This window comes from Streptomyces longispororuber (assembly GCF_014656095.1).
Classification (GTDB): Bacteria; Actinomycetota; Actinomycetes; order Streptomycetales; family Streptomycetaceae; genus Streptomyces; species Streptomyces longispororuber.
On record NZ_BNBT01000055.1, the window covers coordinates 34,067 to 49,154 of the forward strand.

Genomic DNA, 15,088 nt, shown 5'->3' on the forward strand with positions numbered 1-15,088 from the left:
AGGGACATACGACGGCGTGTCGAACTGGGCGGGGCTGCCTGGGTGGTGTACGCGAGGTCCGGCCGCCCCGGCTTGCACCCGGGCCCACCACCCCGGGCCCTACCGCCCCGGGCCCTACCGCCCCGGGCCCTACCGCCCACCCGCCCACCCGACTCTCCCCGGCTCCGACAGCCGGACCCCGACGCAAAGCGCCACCCGTGGCGCCCCCGGTACCGCCGCGTCCGCGGCGGACTTTCCCACCCACCCACCCGACTCTCCCCGGCTCCGACAGCGGGACTCGGGGGCACTTCTCGGCGGGGGCGGGGCACCCCGAAGCGAGCGCCCCGTCGTCGCTGTGGGCAAACGTCCCGCAGGGCGGGACGGGTGGGCACAGCGCCGAGGTGCCGCCCGGCCGTTGTACAGGGGCCCGGTTGCGCCGAGGTGCCGACCCGCCGTCACGCGGGGGCTCGGCCCCGCCGAGGTGCCGCCTCGCAGGGGCACAGGGCCCCGGCCCCGCCAGGGCACAGGGGCCCGGCCCCGCCGAGGGGCCGCCCGGGTGTCGGGTGGGGTTCCGGGGCCGCCCGGGCCCCCGTTGCCCCGCGCGGTCAGCGCGTCGCGCGGCGGAGGCGGTGGCGCAGGGCCCGCTGGGCCACGGGCCCGAGGTCGTCGAGGGCGGCGACCAGCGCCCCCAGCTCCTCCAGGGCATCGAGCGCCCGCCGAGCCCCCTCCGCGTCCACCCCCTCGTACAGCTCGATCCCCACGAACGACGCCGCCACCGCCCGCGCGAGCCCCACCACGTCCACGAACCCGCCCAGCGGCGACGCGCCCAGCACCCGCGCGAGGACCTGTTCGACCTCCGCCACCCACAGCGAGAGCCCCGCGGCCGTCGCCGCCGCGAGCCGCGGCTGCGTCTGCGCCCCGGCGAGGAGCTGCCCGAGCACGGCCACCGCCCCCGCGGCCCGCTCCTCCTCGTGCATCACCCGCCCGAACTCCAGGAGTTCCCCGAGCGTCGACACCGCGGCGAGCCGCTCGCGGTAGCGGGCGACCCGCTGCTCGGTGCCGTACCGGCACGCCTCCGAGAGCAGCTCGTCCACCGACCCGAAGTGGTAGAAGACCAGCGCCTGGTTCACCCCGGCCGCCGCCGCGACACTGCGCGCGGACGTCTTGGCGATGCCCTGCTCGGTGAGCGTCCGCAGGGCCCCCTCCAGCAACTTCTCCCGCGTCGCGGCGCTCACGCGCGCGCCTCCTCGCGCACCGGCCGCAGCCCCGGCCGCACGCCGCACCGCCGCACGTCCCGGTACTCGGCCCGGAAGGACCCCTCGTACCCGAACAGCGGCCCCACGTACCGGTTCACCACCCGCACCTGGACGCGGAAGCACCCGGCGGCGTCGTCGTACGACTCCCGCACCTCGGCGTCGCCGCCGACGACGTCCGGTACGCGGACGTCCACCGGTCCCTCGCGGAACCGGTGTTCGCCGGAGCGGATGACCAGCGAGCCGTCCGGCCGCGCCGTGAAGTGCAGGTCGCTGGCGAGGTGTTGGTGGGTGCCGAGGTAGTCGAGCACGCGGTCGCCCTCGGGGGCGAGGACCATCTGGGCGTCGAACCGCCGGGCCCGCCCGGGGAAGTGGAAGGTGCGCACGAAGCTCACCGTCTCACGGCCGAACGTGTCGGCGTACGGCACGTTCTCGATGGTGAACGGGATGTTCCGGCCCGTGCGCGGGACGAGGATGTTGCGGGTGCCGCCCAGCGCGAGGAACGGCTTCACGAAGCCGCGCCCGTGCCAGATCCGGTCCATCACTCCCCGCCCGACGCAGGCCTCGCCGCTGTCGAGCCCGACGGAGAACCGCCGCTGGAGCTGCGGGTGGAGCCGCTCGAAGCCGTCGCCGAGGACGGTACGGAAGATCGAGGTCATGCGGACTGCTCCTTGGGTTCGGCGAGGGTCGCGGCGGCGGGCAGGCGGTCGAGGAGGCGGGGCGCCCGCGCGCGCTCCCGCGGGGCGCGCAGACAGCGCCGCGCGGCGGGCGTCCCGGGCAGCGGCGGCACCAGGACCGCCGCCACCTCGGCGGCGAGCCCGGCCACGGGCCCGCCGACCGCCACCGCGGCGGCCACGCACAGCGCACGCGCCCCGGCTTCGGCAACGGCCCGCACGAGCCCCCGCTCGGGCGTGACGCCGCGCTCCAGCCAGAGCCGCAGCCGGTCGAAGGACCAGGCCGTCGCCCAGCCCATCAGCGGGCGGAACAGGAACCGGTCGGCCAGCGCCCCGGCGCGCCCCCAGCGCGGCCGGTAGTCGTAGCCGGTGAGGAAGCGCACACCGTCGCCGGTCGGCACGTACCGCCAGTAGCCGCTGCCCTCGGCGAGCAGCGACAGCGGATGTGCCGAGGCGAACCGCAGCGCCGAGGTGCGGGTGCCGTCGGGCCGCCGCTTCTCGCCCGCGCTGACGCCGACCCCGGAGACGGTGAGGAAGGGCAGCACGCGCGTGGCGTACCGGAAGCGCTGCGGCTCGCCCGCGGCGGCGGGCAGGTGATCGATCTCCGTGAAGCGCAGATCCCACCGCTGGTGCCGAGCGGGCTCCTGGGTGTGCTCCCAGAGCACGTCGACATCGACCCGGATCAAGGCCTCGATGTACAGGCTCACGACGACTACCCCCCAGCTCACAGCCTTGTTTGAGCGACTGCTCAAACACCGTCGCGCGCAAGCTACCAGCATTTTGAGCACTCGCTCAACCGCCCTGGGACGTCCCGCAGGCCTCGTACGGCCCCCGGCGGGCCCCCGCGGGCATGCGAAAGCCCCCCGCCGGAGAACCCGGCAGGGGGCCAGAAGACTGGGGCGCGTCGGGGCTCAGCCCGTGGACAGATGCCGCTCCACGGTCTCCACCTTGGACGTCAGGCCGTCCGTCACCCCGGGCCGCACGTCGGCCTTGAGGACGAGGGAGACCCGGGGCGCCCGGGCCTCCACCGCGGCCACGGCCCGCTTGACCACGTCCATCACCTCGTCCCACTCGCCCTCGACCGAGGTGAACATCGCGTCGGTGCGGTGCGGCAGCCCGGACTCGCGCACCACGCGCACGGCGTCGGCGACGTACTCCCCCACGTCCTCGCCGACGCCCAGCGGCGTCACGGAGAAGGCGACGATCACGCGTTCACGACCCCCTCGCGGCGGGCGCGGGAGGCGATGACCGCGGCCTCGGCCTCCCGCTTGAGCTTGCGGTCGGCGAAGAAGCCGCCGGCGGGCAGCACGGAGAGGACGAAGTACAGGGCGGCGGTCTTCAGGCTCCACTTGGTGCGGTTCCAGGCGTCGGCCCAGAACAGCACGTAGAGGATGAAGAGCACGCCGTGGATCATGCCCATCGCCGGCACGGCGTTGAAGTCCGTGGTCCGCTTGAGCACCGAGCAGACGATCAGGAGCAGGAAGGACACGGCCTCCGGAACGGAGATGAGGCGGAGGCGGCGGAGTGCGGAAGCGGTGTTGATGTCCACGGGTCACCTTCGAGGGGCGGGTCGACGTCGATCTTGTGAACGGATGCACAAGCGTCCCTCATTGTGGCATCAGGGTCGCGCCAGGGTTCGGCCAGGGTGCGATCAGGGTCGGAAACCCTGTCGCCGGACGCCGCGCCCCGGCTACCTTCGCTGTCGTGGCTACGTTCCGGGTGCAGGACAGCAGAGTGCTCGCCGTCGAGATGACGGGCGACTCGGTCAAGGCGAAGAACGGCTCGATGGTCGCCTACGACGGCACGATGAACTTCAAGAAGCTGACAGGGGGCGGCGAGGGCATACGCGGCATGGTCACGCGCCGGCTGACCAACGAACAGATGACGGTGATGGAGGTGCGGGGCCACGGCACGTGCTGGTTCGCCGACCGCGCCGCGGAGATCAGCCTCGTCCACCTCCAGGGGGAGAAGCTGTACGTGGAGTCGAGCAACGTCCTGTGCGTGGAGGCGACCCTGCGCACCGGCACGACGTTCACGGGCCTGCGCGGCGCCAGCCAGGGCAACGGCGTCTTCACCACGACCGTGGAGGGCACCGGGCAGGCGGCGATCATCTCCGACGGCCCCGCGGTGCTCCTGCGCGTGACGAAGCAGCACCCGCTCACCGTCGACCCGGGCGCCTACGTGGCGCACCAGGGCAACCTCAAGCAGAGCTTCCAGTCCGGCGTCACCTTCCGCCACTTCTTCGGCGAGGGCGGCGGCGAGGCCTTCCAGATCCGCTTCGAGGGCGAGGGCCTGGTGTACGTCCAGCCCAGCGAGCGGGACACGATCGCGGGAGACGTGTGACATGCCGTTCCGTGAAGTCACTCCGAAGATGATCGAGGCGACGGTGCGCCCCGGCGTGAAGCTGTTCAGCCAGCGCGGCGCGATGCTCGCCTACAAGGGCGAGGTCTCCTTCACCCCCAACCTCACCGGCGGCCAGGGCGGCCTGATGGGCATGATCGGCCGCCGCGTCGCCGACGAGTCCGTCCCGCTGATGACCGTCGAGGGCGACGGCACGGTGATGTTCGGGCACGGCGGCCACCACGTCCACGTGATCACCCTGACCGGCGACACGCTGTACGTGGAGGCGGACCGCCTGCTCGCCTTCGACGGCACCCTGCGGCAGGGCACGGCGTTCCTCGGCTCGCAGGGCGGCGTGATGGGCATGGTGCGCGGCCAGGTCTCGGGCCAGGGCCTGTTCACCACGACCCTCAAGGGCGACGGCGCCGTCGCCGTCATGGCCCACGGCGGCGTCGTCGAGCTGCCCATCACCCCGCAGCGCCCGGTGCACGTCGACCCGCAGTCCTACGTGGCGCACCAAGGCGATGTGCGCAACCGCCTCTCCACGGCGCTGAGCTGGCGCGACATGGTGGGCCGTGGCTCCGGAGAGGCCTTCCAACTGGAGCTCAGCGGCACCGGCGTGGTGTACGTCCAGGGTTCGGAGGAGAAGCTGTGACCACACCCGTGATCTTCGACCCGGCGACCCTGCCGAGCGACGACAACGTCAACGCGTACACCTTCTGCGTGGAGCTCCGCGGCAGCCAGTGGTTCCTGCAGAAGGGCAAGATGATCGCCTACTACGGGCGCATCGACTTCAACGGCGTCGGCCACGGCCGCCTCGACCGCCTCCTGCGCACGTCCTTCCACTCCCCGCTGCACGCGAGCGACTGGGTGGTGGCCGAGGGCGAGGGCAAGATGCTGCTCGCCGACCGCGCCTTCGACGCGAACTCCTACGACCTGGAGGACGGCAACCTCACCATCCGCGCGGGCAACCTCCTCGCTTTTCAGCCAAGTCTCTCACTCAAGCAGTCCATCGTCCCCGGCTTCCTGACGCTGATCGGCACGGGCAAGTTCGTGGCCGTCTCCAGCGGACCGGTGGTGTTCATGGAGCCGCCGATCCGGGTGGACCCGCAGGCGCTGGTCGGCTGGGCGGACTGCCCCTCCCCCTGCCACCACTACGACCACGGGTACATGACCGGGGTGCTCGGCGGCCTGCGCGCGCTGACCGGGATCGGCGGAACGTCGGGCGAGGAGCACCAGTTCGAGTTCGTCGGCGCGGGCACGGTGCTGCTCCAGTCCTCGGAGTCGCTGATGGACGAGGTGGCCACCGGCGCGGTGCCGCAGCAGGCCGGGGTGCCCGGCGCCCGCGGCTCCGACGACGGCCAGGGCGGTTCCGGCTCCTCCGGCCGCCGGGGGCAACCTGGCCATCGTGGACAGCAGCCGTCCGGACCGCGCCTTCCCGGACAACTAGGAGACCTCCAGCGTCGCTTCGGCCTGTGAGCGGTAGTCTGCGGAGTGTGACGGCGAACGCCTGTGCCCCTCGGTCACCCGGGGGGTGCGAGCCGTCTCACACCCCAACACTCGTTCACCATTCAACTTCTTAGGTAGAATCGATTCCATGGAGACCGAGACGGCCCCGCAGTGGCTGACCGACGAGGAACAGTGCGCCTGGCGTACCCACGTGGAGGTCAACAGGATGCTGACGTACCAGTTGGAGAAGGATCTCCAGCCGTTCAACCTGACCATGAACGACTACGACATCCTCGTACATCTCTCCGAGTCCGAAGACCTGCGGATGCGCATGAGCGACCTCGCGGCCGCCACCCTGCAGTCCAAGAGCCGGCTCTCGCACCAGATCACCCGCATGGAGAACGCGGGCCTGGTCCGGCGGGAGAACTGCGAGTCCGACCGGCGAGGCCTGTTCACGGTCCTCACCGACGAGGGCATGGCGACCATGAAGCGGGTGGCCCCGCACCACGTGGCCTCCGTGCGCCAGCACTTCGTCGACCTGATCTCCCCGGAGGCGCTCAGCGACCTGCACAAGGCCCTGACACCGATCGCGGAGCACCTGCGCGGGCTGCGCGGCAAGCCCTGACGCCGCCGCTGCGCCTCGGCGGGGCTCCGGGGTGAGGCGGCCTGGCCCGTGCCCTTCAGTGCCGGTCGTCCGTGGCCGGCCGCGCCGTTCCCCGCGGCCCTTCGGGGCGCTCCCGTGACGCTCGGGGCAGAGTCAGGGTGAACAGGGCGCCCCCGCCAGGAGCCTCGCCGACCGTGAGGGAGCCGCCGTGGCGCGCGGCCACGTCGCGGGCGATGGCGAGGCCGAGGCCCGCGCCGCCCTCGTCCCGGGTGCGCGCGTCGTCGAGGCGCACGAACCGCTCGAAGATCCGTTCCCGCTCCGCCGGCGGCACACCGTCCCCGTCGTCGGCCACCGCGAGGACCGCCCGGTCCCCGTCGGTACGCGTGGTGACGGTGACCCGGGAGCGGGCGTGCCGCTGCGCGTTGGTCACCAGGTTGCCCAGCACCCGCGCCAACTGCCCGCGCGATCCGGCCACCTCGACGCTCTCCAGCTCCAGGGTGACCGGCACGCGGTCCGACGGGCGCTGCGACAGCTCCTCCCGGGCCAGGGCCGCGAGCTCCACCCGTCCCTGGCCGGGCTTCTCCCCCGCGTCGAGGCGGGCGAGCAGCAGCAGGTCGGCGGCCAGTTCCTGAAGCCGCACGGTGTCCTCGACGGCGCCCGCCACGTCGAGCAGCTCGGGGTGGGCGGCGCCCACCTCGAGCTGGGTGCGCAGCGAGGCGATGGGACTGCGCAGTTCGTGCGAGGCGTCGGCGACGAAGCGGCGCTGCCGCTCCACGGACGTCTGCAGGGCGGCCAGCGTCTCGTTCGTGGTCCGGGCGAGCCGGGCGATCTCGTCGTGCGTGTCCGGCTCGGGCACCCGGCGCGCCAGGTCCTCGGACGCGGTGATGGCGGCCATCTCGGCGCGGATCGCGTCGACGGGCCGCAGCGCGCGGCGCGTGACCAGCCAGGTCACGGCCGCGATCACGGCCAGCAGCAGCGGGAAGCCGATCAGCATCGCGGTCAGCGCGGTGGTGACGGCGTTCTGTTCGGCGGTCAGCGGCGCGCCCGCCACGACGGTCAGCTCACCCTTCGACTCCGTGTTCACCCGGACTGCGGCGAAGCGGTGGTCGCGCGTCTCGCCGTCGACGGTCGCGGTGCCCTCGCTGACGTGGGTCTCGTCGTCGATCTCGCCGGGCCCGAGGCGGTCACCGTCCTCCCCGGCCGCCTCCGCCTTCTCCTCCGCGGCGTCCCGGCGCTCCTCTGCGGCGTCCCGGGCCGCCTCCTCGCGGTCCTCGGCGGCGTCCTCCGGGTCATCCGTGTCCTCCGGGTCGCCGGCGTCCGTGTCGTCGTCGCCGGGCTCGCGGGTGCCGGGCGTCGGCGCGGCGGCGCCGGGCCGGGACACGGAAGCGGACGCGGACGCAGGGGTGGACGGGGAGGCGGAGGCCGGGGCGTCGGCACCGGCCGTGGGGCCGGGGCGTACGGCCGCGAGCCGGTGGCCGGAGATCCGCTCCAGCTCGTCGCTGTGCGCGACGACGCGGCCGTCCTCGTCCAGGACGCGGACCGGGTTGTCGTCGCCGTCGGGCAGGTCGAGATCGCCGTACGGGACGTTGGTGGCGAGCTGGGACGCCACCTCGCGGGCGGCGGACTCCGCCTGGGTGTCGGCCTGGTCGACCAGGCTCGACCGCAGCGAGAGCAGCACGGCCGCGCCCGCGGCGACCAGCGCGAGCGCGACGACGGCGGTCGCGGCCACGGCGGCGCGGGCGCGCACCGAGCCGAAGAGCCTGCGCACGCGGCCGGAAGGCTCGCGCACGCGGCCGGAGGGCTCGCGCACGCGGCCGGAGGGCTCGTGCACGCGGCCGGAGGGCCTGGTCATCGCGGTGCCTCCAGGCGGTACCCGGCGCCGCGGACGGTCGTGATCAGGGGGGCGCCCAGCTTGCGGCGCAGCGTGCTCACGTACACCTCGACGATGTTCGGGTCGCCCTCGTACGCGAAGTCCCAGACGTGGTCCAGGATCTCCGCCTTGGAGACCACCTGCCCCGCGCGCACCACGAGCTGCTCCAGGACCGCGAACTCCTTGGCGGTGAGCTGGATCTCGCTCGCGCCCTGCCCCGCCGCCTCCCGGAACACGCGGCGGGCCGCGGTGTCGATCCTCAGGTCCCCCACGCGGTGCACCGGCGAGGGGGCCGCGGCGCGGCGGCGCAGCAGCGCCTTCACCCGGGCCACCAGGACGACGTAGCTGAAGGGCTTGGTCAGGTAGTCGTCCGCGCCCGTGTCCAGGCCCTCGGCCTCGTCGTACTCGCCGTCCTTCGCGGTGAGCATGAGGATCGGTACGTCGTCGCCCGCCGCGCGGAGCGCGGAGCAGACCCGGTAGCCGTTCAGACCGGGGAGCATGATGTCCAGGACGATCAGGTCGTACGTCCCCTCCGTGGCCCGGTGCAGGCCCTCGGCGCCGTCGTGGACGACGTCGACGGCGTAGCCCTCGGCCATCAGGCCCTTGGCGAGGGAGAGGGCGAGGCGCTTCTCGTCCTCGACGATCAGCAGGCGGCAGGGGTGACGCGAGACGTCCCCGGCCGGGGGGTGGAAAGAGGCTGGCGGGCGCATGTGCTCAGCATGCCGGAGCGGACCTGAAGAGTTCTTCAGGCTTCTTCAGGGGGGCTTCAGGAACGTTCAGGCAGCGTGGTCCTCGTCGAAACGGACGGCTCCGGAACGGATCGGGGCCAGCCAGTCGGGAGGAACACCCATGAAGCGCAACATCGTCATCGCCACCGTCGCCGTCGCCACCCTCATCGGGGGCGGAACGGCCACGGCCTTCGCCCTCGGCGGCGACGGCGAGACGTCGGCGGCGGGCACGTCGAGCGTCCAGCCCAAGGACGACGACCGCCACGACAGCGCGCGGGACGCGCAGGACGACCGGGACGACAGCGACGACCGGGACGACCAGGACGACCAGGACGACCGCGAGGAGGACGCGCGGGACGCCGCCGCGGCCCAGGCCGCCAAGGTGAGCGCCGCGGACGCCATCGCGGCCGCGCTCAGGTCGGCGCCGGGCACCGCCGTCTCCGCCGAGCTGGACGACGAGGACGGCGGCATGGTCTGGGACGTCGACGTCCTCGGCAAGGGCGACACCTGGCACAGCGTGGAGATCGACCCGGGCACGGGCAAGGTGCTCGGCACCCACACCGAGCGGGACGCCGAGGACGCCACGGAGGCACGGGCGGCCCTCAAGGGCGTGAAGGGCACCGCCGCCGAGGCGGCGAAGGCCACCGCCGGCAAGGGCCGGGTGACGTCCGTCGACCTCGACGACGACCGGTCCGGCAAGGGCGCCTGGGAGGTGGAGACGGTGTCCGGCAAGGGCGCCGAGGGCCACTGGACCGTGGACCCGGGCTCCGGCCGGGTGACCTCCGGCCCCACCGACTGACCTGGCCCCTGGGCCTTCACCGGGTCCCGCCGCTGCCGCGGCGGGGCCCTTCTTTCCCACCCACCCACCTGTCACACCCGGCTTCGCCCCACCGGCCCCGACGCGAAGCGCTTCCCCACCGTCCGCCCCCGCCCGTCCCCGCTGTGGGCAATCGTCCCGCAACCGGACAGACAAACGCCCGCCCCGCGCAGGGGCACACCCCCCAGCCGGAGGCTAAGCCGTCGTCAAGCCCTCCACGAGGGTGTCCGCCGCCGCGTACGGATCCAGTTCGCCGGCCACGATGCGCTCCGCGAGCGCGCTCAGGCGCGCGTCCCCGTGCAGGTCGGCGATCCGCTCCCGCAGGGCCGTGACGGCGATCGTCTCGACCTCGCGGGCCGCGCGGGCCGCGCGCCGCTCGGCGAGGACGCCCCGCTCCTCCATCCACGCGCGGTGCTTCTCCAGCGCCTCGACGACCTCGTCGGTGCCCTCGCCGCGCGCCGCGACGGTCTTGACGATGGGCGGCCGCCAGTCCCCGGGCCCCCGCGACTCCCCGAGCCCGAGCATGTGGTTGAGCTCACGCGCGGTGGCGTCCGCGCCGTCGCGGTCGGCCTTGTTCACCACGTACACGTCGCCGATCTCCAGGATTCCCGCCTTCGCGGCCTGGATGCCGTCGCCCATGCCGGGCGCGAGCAGCACCACGGAGGTGTCGGCCTGCGAGGCGATCTCGACCTCGGACTGGCCGACGCCCACGGTCTCCACCAGGACCACGTCGCAGCCCGCCGCGTCCAGGACGCGGATGGCCTGCGGCGCGGCCCAGGCGAGCCCGCCCAGGTGGCCCCGGGTCGCCATGGAGCGGATGTAGACGCCGGGGTCGGAGGCGTGCTCGGACATCCGGACGCGGTCGCCGAGCAGCGCGCCGCCGGAGAAGGGCGACGAGGGGTCCACCGCCAGGACGCCCACCCGCTTCCCGGCCCGCCGGTAGGCGCTGACCAGCGCCGACGTGGACGTGGACTTGCCGACGCCGGGCGAGCCGGTCAGCCCCACGACGTAGGCGTGCCCGGCCAGGGGGGCGAGGGCCGCCATCACTTCGCGGAGCTGCGGCGACGCCCCCTCCACCAGCGAGATCAGCCGGGCCACGGCCCGCGGCCTGCCCTCGCGGGCCTGCGCCACCAGGGAGGGGACGTCCTGCATGTGCGGCTCCGTTCCGTACGTGCTCGGCGGGGAGTATGTGCTCGGCGGGGAGCACCTGCTCGGCGGGGATACGAGAATGGGGGGTTCGGCGGCGGGCGGCGGCCGGGCGGGCCGCCGCCGGGCCTGCTCAGGCCTTGGCGACCTTCAGGATGAGGGCGTCGCCCTGGCCGCCGCCGCCGCACAGCGCCGCCGCGCCGATGCCGCCGCCGCGCCGCTTGAGCTCCAGGGCCAGGTGCAGCACGAGGCGCGCGCCGGACATCCCGATCGGGTGACCCAGCGCGATGGCGCCGCCGTTGACGTTCACCTTTTCCGTGGACACCCCGAGGTCCTTCATTGACTGGACCGCGACCGCCGCGAAGGCCTCGTTGATCTCGATGAGGTCGAGGTCGTCGACCGTGAGGCCGTCCTTCTTCAGCGCGTGCCGGATGGCGTTGGACGGCTGGGACTGCAGGGAGTTGTCCGGGCCCGCCACGTTGCCGTGCGCGCCGATCTCCGCGATCCAGGCGAGGCCCAGCTCCTCGGCCTTCGCCTTGCTCATCACGACGACGGCGGCGGCGCCGTCGGAGATCTGCGAGGACGTGCCGGCCGTGATCGTGCCGTCCTTGGCGAACGCCGGGCGCAGCTTGCCGAGCGTCTCCGCGGTCGTCTCGCCGCGGATGCCCTCGTCCTTCGAGACGAGCACCGGGTCGCCCTTGCGCTGCGGGACCTCGACGGGGGTGATCTCGGCGTCGAACACGCCGTTCTTCTGGGCCGCGGCCGCGCGCTGGTGGGAGAGCGCGGCGATCTCGTCCTGCTCGGGGCGCTTGATCCCGAGGCGGGCGTTGTGCTTCTCGGTGGACTCGCCCATGGCGATGCCCTCGAAGGAGTCGGTGAGCCCGTCGTACGCCATCGCGTCGAGCATCTCGACCGCGCCGTACTTGTACCCCTCGCGGGACTTGGGCAGCAGGTGCGGGGCGTTGGTCATCGACTCCTGGCCGCCGGCCACGACGATGTCGAACTCGCCCGCGCGGATGAGCTGGTCGGCCAGCGCGATGGCGTCCAGGCCGGAGAGGCAGACCTTGTTGACCGTGAGCGCGGGCACGTTCATGGGGATGCCCGCCTTGACCGCGGCCTGGCGCGCCGGGATCTGCCCCGCCCCGGCCTGGAGCACCTGCCCCATGATCACGTACTGCACCTGGTCCCCGCCGATCCCCGCCCGGTCGAGGGCCGCCTTGATCGCGAAGCCGCCGAGGTCCGCGCCGGAGAAGGACTTGAGCGAGCCGAGCAGGCGCCCCATGGGCGTGCGCGCGCCCGCGACGATCACTGAGGTGGTTCCGGTCGTTCCAGACATGTGGCACGGCCCCTTCCAGCTCGGGAGCTGAGGAGTTGTGAACGAGTTGGGGGGTCTGGGGGGATCCCCCCAGAGAGAAGGTGTACTTGAATGTACTGAGCGGTACGGCGCGCGTCACCGGGCGGCGAGTGTGATCGCGCGCACGTTGCGTAATCACGGCCGCAGGCGCTGCACTTGGGAGATGCTGACGCGAATCGACCACATCGGGATCGCCTGTCGTGACCTCGACGCCACCGTCGAGTTCTACCGTGCCACGTACGGCTTCGAGGTGTTCCACACCGAGGTCAACGAGGAACAGGGTGTGCGCGAGGCCATGCTGAAGATCAACGAGACCTCCGACGGCGGGGCCTCGTACCTCCAGCTCCTGGAGCCCACCCGGGAGGACTCCGCCGTGGGCAAGTGGCTGGCCAAGAACGGCGAGGGCGTGCACCACATCGCCTTCGGCACCGCGGACGTGGACGGCGACGCGGAAGCCATCCGCGGCAAGGGCGTGCGCGTCCTGTACGAACAGCCGCGGGTCGGCTCCATGGGCTCGCGCATCACCTTCCTGCACCCCAAGGACTGCCACGGAGTTCTCACCGAACTCGTGACCTCGGCACCCGCCGAGGGGGCCGAGCACTGACCTCCCCTTATCGGGGCCGGTAGGGTGAGGGGCGGCCGTCCGCACCGTGGGCGGTCGCTTGCCGGGGTCCGGGTTTCGGGGGACGAGCGTCGGGGCAGCAGCCCAAGCTCCGCTGTTGATCTGACACCATTCCCCGGGGGCCTCGTTCGCCGGCGCGGACGAGGCTCGTACGTCGAAGACTTACGACCAGGGGACGGATGGGACCGCGCAGTGCGGGGCTACGAGAGCCAGGACAGCCGACGACCGGCTGAGGCCGACCACCTCTCGCGGTTCGAAGCCGAGATGGACCGGCTGAAGACCGATCGGGAGAAGGCGGTCCAGCACGCCGAGGACCTCGGCTACCAGGTCGAGGTGTTGCGCGCCAAGCTGCACGAGGCGCGCCGCAACCTCGCGTCCCGGCCTGCCTACGACAGCGCGGACATCGGCTACCAGGCCGAGCAGATGCTGCGGAACGCGCAGATCCAGGCCGAGCAGTTGCGCGCCGACGCCGAGCGCGAGCTGCGCGAGGCCCGCGCCCAGACGCAGCGCATCCTCCAGGAGCACGCCGAGCAGCAGGCGCGCCTCCAGGCCGAGCTGCACGCGGAGGCCGTCTCCCGGCGCCAGCAGCTCGACCAGGAGCTGAACGAGCGCCGCCAGACCGTCGAGTCGCACGTCAACGAGAACGTGGCCTGGGCGGAGCAGCTCCGGGCCCGCAGCGAGGCGCAGGCCCGCCGCCTGCTCGACGAGTCCCGCGCCGAGGCCGACCAGGCCCTGGCCGCCGCCCGCGCCGAGGCCGAGCGGCACGCCGCGGCGGCCCGGCAGCGGCTCGGCGCGGACACCGAGAGCGCCCGCGCGGAGGCCGAGGCGATCCTGCGCCGCGCCCGCACCGACGCCGAGCGGCTCCTGAACGCGGCCTCCACGCAGGCCCAGGAGGCCGCCGACCACGCGGAGACGCTGCGCTCGACGACGGCGGCCGAGTCCGACCAGGCGCGCCGCAGGTCCACGGAGCTCAGCCGCGCCGCCGAGGAGCGGATGGCCGAGGCCGACGCGGCGCTGCGCGAGGCGCGCGCCGAGGCCGACAAGCTCGTCGCCGAGGCCAAGGAGGCCGCGGCCAAGCAGCTCGCCGCCGCCGAGGCCGCCGGGGAGCAGCGCACGCGCACGGCCAAGGAGCAGGTGGCCCGGCTCGTCGGCGAGGCCACGAAGGAGGCCGAGGCCGCCAAGGCGGAGGCCGAGCAGAAGCTCGCGGACGCCGCCGCCGAGGCGGAGAAGCTGATCTCCCAGGCGGCGGAGAAGGCCCGGTCGATCACGGCCGAGGAGACCGCCTCGCAGATCGCGAAGGCCGCGAAGACCGCCGAGGACGTGCTGACCAAGGCGTCCGAGGAGGCGAAGGCGACCACGCGCGCCGCCGCCGAGGAGGCCGAGCGGGTCCGCGCCGAGGCCGAGGCCGAGGCGGACCGGCTGCGCAGCGAGGCGCACGACATCGCCGAGCAGCTCAAGGGCGCGGCCAAGGACGACACCAAGGAGTACCGCGCCAAGACCGTCGAGCTCCAGGAGGAGGCGCGGCGGCTGCGCGGCGAGGCCGAGCAGTTGCGGTCCGACGCGGTCGCCGAGGGCGAGAAGATCCGCGGCGAGGCGCGGCGCGAGGCTGTCCAGCAGATCGAGGAGGCGGCCAGGTCCGCCGAGGAGCTGCTCACCAAGGCCAAGGCGGACGCCGCCGAGGCGCGGGAGGCCGCGGCCGCCGAGGCCGAGCGGGTCCGCGCCGAGGCCGTGGAGCGCGCCACGTCGCTGCGCCGGCAGGCCGAGGAGACCCTGGAGCGCACCCGCGCCGAGGCCGAGCGGCACCGCACGGAGGTCGACGAGCAGGCCGAGGCCGTCCGGGCCGAGGCGGAGACGGCCGCGCGCGAGCTGCGCGAGGAGGCCGAGCGCACCATCGCGGCCCGCAGGGCGGAGGCCGACGCGGAGCTGGCGCGGCTCCGGTCGGAGACCGAGGAGAAGCTGGCCGCGGCCGAGCAGACGCTCGGCGACGCGCGCGCCGAGGCCGAGCGCATGCGGCGCGAGGCGGCCGAGGAGACGGAGCGGCTGCGCACGGAGTCCGCCGAGCGGATCCGGACGCTGCAGGCGCAGGCCGAGGCCGAGGCCGAGCGGCTGCGCGCCGAGGCGGCCGCCGAGGCCTCGCAGTCGCGCGCCGAGGGCGAGGCCGTCGCGGTGCGGCTGCGCTCGGAGGCGGCCGCCGAGGCCGAGCGCCTGAAGACGGAGGCGCAGGACAGCGCGGACCGGGTGCGCGCGGAGGC

Annotated in this window: 16 protein-coding genes; 7 read left to right on the forward strand and 9 right to left on the reverse strand. The window is 73.8% G+C overall.

Annotated features, from left to right (window positions below; translation table 11 throughout):
• Window positions 1-584: 584 nt before the first annotated feature.
• The 5 genes from IE330_RS18745 to IE330_RS18765 form a co-directional block, all read right to left on the reverse strand.
• On the reverse strand, window positions 585-1,214 hold the full coding sequence (locus IE330_RS18745; protein ID WP_190137195.1) for a TetR/AcrR family transcriptional regulator: 630 nt from the start codon (window positions 1,212-1,214) through the stop codon (window positions 585-587).
• Window positions 1,211-1,891 carry a DUF4166 domain-containing protein gene (locus IE330_RS18750; protein WP_190137196.1) on the reverse strand — a complete coding sequence of 227 codons (681 nt, stop codon included), beginning with the start codon at window positions 1,889-1,891 and terminating at the stop codon, window positions 1,211-1,213. Before IE330_RS18750 ends, IE330_RS18745 begins: the two co-directional genes overlap by 4 nt.
• Window positions 1,888-2,613, reverse strand: coding sequence for a hypothetical protein (locus IE330_RS18755; RefSeq protein ID WP_190137197.1), 726 nt, complete (start codon window positions 2,611-2,613; stop codon window positions 1,888-1,890). The genes IE330_RS18750 and IE330_RS18755 overlap by 4 nt, the downstream gene beginning before the upstream one ends.
• Before the next feature lie 204 nt (window positions 2,614-2,817).
• Complete coding sequence (locus tag IE330_RS18760) at window positions 2,818-3,114, reverse strand: MTH1187 family thiamine-binding protein (RefSeq protein ID WP_190137198.1); 297 nt, start codon at window positions 3,112-3,114, stop codon at window positions 2,818-2,820.
• On the reverse strand, window positions 3,111-3,455 hold the full coding sequence (locus IE330_RS18765) for a DUF3817 domain-containing protein (protein ID WP_190137199.1): 345 nt from the start codon (window positions 3,453-3,455) through the stop codon (window positions 3,111-3,113). Before IE330_RS18765 ends, IE330_RS18760 begins: the two co-directional genes overlap by 4 nt.
• 155 nt (window positions 3,456-3,610) lie before the next feature.
• Between IE330_RS18765 and IE330_RS18770 the strand changes: the two genes are divergently transcribed.
• From IE330_RS18770 to IE330_RS18785, 4 genes are all read left to right on the forward strand, one after another.
• The gene (locus tag IE330_RS18770; protein WP_190137200.1) at window positions 3,611-4,249 is read left to right on the forward strand and encodes an AIM24 family protein; all 639 of its coding nucleotides are present in this window, start codon (window positions 3,611-3,613) and stop codon (window positions 4,247-4,249) included.
• A gap of 1 nt (window position 4,250) precedes the next feature.
• On the forward strand, window positions 4,251-4,901 hold the full coding sequence (locus tag IE330_RS18775; RefSeq protein ID WP_190137201.1) for an AIM24 family protein: 651 nt from the start codon (window positions 4,251-4,253) through the stop codon (window positions 4,899-4,901).
• Window positions 4,898-5,725 (forward strand): AIM24 family protein, encoded by an 828-nt coding sequence (locus IE330_RS18780; RefSeq protein ID WP_190137202.1) that lies wholly within the window; start codon window positions 4,898-4,900, stop codon window positions 5,723-5,725. Before IE330_RS18775 ends, IE330_RS18780 begins: the two co-directional genes overlap by 4 nt.
• 118 nt (window positions 5,726-5,843) lie before the next feature.
• Window positions 5,844-6,320: a MarR family winged helix-turn-helix transcriptional regulator gene (locus IE330_RS18785; protein ID WP_190137203.1), complete on the forward strand. Its 477-nt coding sequence runs from the start codon at window positions 5,844-5,846 to the stop codon at window positions 6,318-6,320.
• 55 nt (window positions 6,321-6,375) lie between these two features.
• On the opposite strand, the gene IE330_RS18790 is transcribed toward IE330_RS18785, so the two are convergent.
• Window positions 6,376-8,151, reverse strand: coding sequence for a sensor histidine kinase (locus IE330_RS18790; protein ID WP_190137204.1), 1,776 nt, complete (start codon window positions 8,149-8,151; stop codon window positions 6,376-6,378).
• Window positions 8,148-8,879, reverse strand: a complete 732-nt coding sequence (locus IE330_RS18795) for a response regulator transcription factor (RefSeq protein WP_190137205.1) — start codon at window positions 8,877-8,879, stop codon at window positions 8,148-8,150. The genes IE330_RS18790 and IE330_RS18795 overlap by 4 nt, the downstream gene beginning before the upstream one ends.
• Before the next feature lie 139 nt (window positions 8,880-9,018).
• On the opposite strand from IE330_RS18795, the gene IE330_RS18800 reads away from it, so the two are divergent.
• Window positions 9,019-9,696 (forward strand): PepSY domain-containing protein, encoded by a 678-nt coding sequence (locus tag IE330_RS18800; protein WP_190137206.1) that lies wholly within the window; start codon window positions 9,019-9,021, stop codon window positions 9,694-9,696.
• 213 nt (window positions 9,697-9,909) lie between these two features.
• Here the strand turns inward: IE330_RS18800 and meaB are convergent, their stop codons facing one another.
• A complete protein-coding gene (gene meaB / locus IE330_RS18805; RefSeq protein WP_190137207.1) occupies window positions 9,910-10,866 on the reverse strand; it encodes a methylmalonyl Co-A mutase-associated GTPase MeaB in 957 nt (318 codons plus the stop codon).
• Between the two features lie 127 nt (window positions 10,867-10,993).
• A complete protein-coding gene (locus IE330_RS18810) occupies window positions 10,994-12,196 on the reverse strand; it encodes an acetyl-CoA C-acetyltransferase (RefSeq protein ID WP_190137208.1) in 1,203 nt (400 codons plus the stop codon).
• Between the two features lie 181 nt (window positions 12,197-12,377).
• Between IE330_RS18810 and mce the strand changes: the two genes are divergently transcribed.
• Window positions 12,378-12,818 carry a methylmalonyl-CoA epimerase gene (gene mce / locus IE330_RS18815; RefSeq protein ID WP_190137209.1) on the forward strand — a complete coding sequence of 147 codons (441 nt, stop codon included), beginning with the start codon at window positions 12,378-12,380 and terminating at the stop codon, window positions 12,816-12,818.
• Between the two features lie 210 nt (window positions 12,819-13,028).
• Window positions 13,029-15,088: polarized growth protein Scy (scy, locus tag IE330_RS18820; RefSeq protein ID WP_308439024.1), on the forward strand; the 2,060-nt coding region annotated here is incomplete at its 3' end.

Bases quoted from the DNA above. Each gene is read 5' to 3' on its own strand.
- IE330_RS18750 (WP_190137196.1), bottom strand. From the start codon at position 1,891: ATGACCTCGATCTTCCGTACCGTCCTCGGCGACGGCTTCGAGCGGCTC.
- IE330_RS18775 (WP_190137201.1), top strand. From the start codon at position 4,251: ATGCCGTTCCGTGAAGTCACTCCGAAGATGATCGAGGCGACGGTGCGC.
- IE330_RS18785 (WP_190137203.1), top strand. From the start codon at position 5,844: ATGGAGACCGAGACGGCCCCGCAGTGGCTGACCGACGAGGAACAGTGC.
- IE330_RS18790 (WP_190137204.1), bottom strand. From the start codon at position 8,151: ATGACCAGGCCCTCCGGCCGCGTGCACGAGCCCTCCGGCCGCGTGCGC.
- IE330_RS18795 (WP_190137205.1), bottom strand. From the start codon at position 8,879: ATGCGCCCGCCAGCCTCTTTCCACCCCCCGGCCGGGGACGTCTCGCGT.
- IE330_RS18800 (WP_190137206.1), top strand. From the start codon at position 9,019: ATGAAGCGCAACATCGTCATCGCCACCGTCGCCGTCGCCACCCTCATC.
- meaB (WP_190137207.1), bottom strand. From the start codon at position 10,866: ATGCAGGACGTCCCCTCCCTGGTGGCGCAGGCCCGCGAGGGCAGGCCG.
- IE330_RS18810 (WP_190137208.1), bottom strand. From the start codon at position 12,196: ATGTCTGGAACGACCGGAACCACCTCAGTGATCGTCGCGGGCGCGCGC.
- mce (WP_190137209.1), top strand. From the start codon at position 12,378: ATGCTGACGCGAATCGACCACATCGGGATCGCCTGTCGTGACCTCGAC.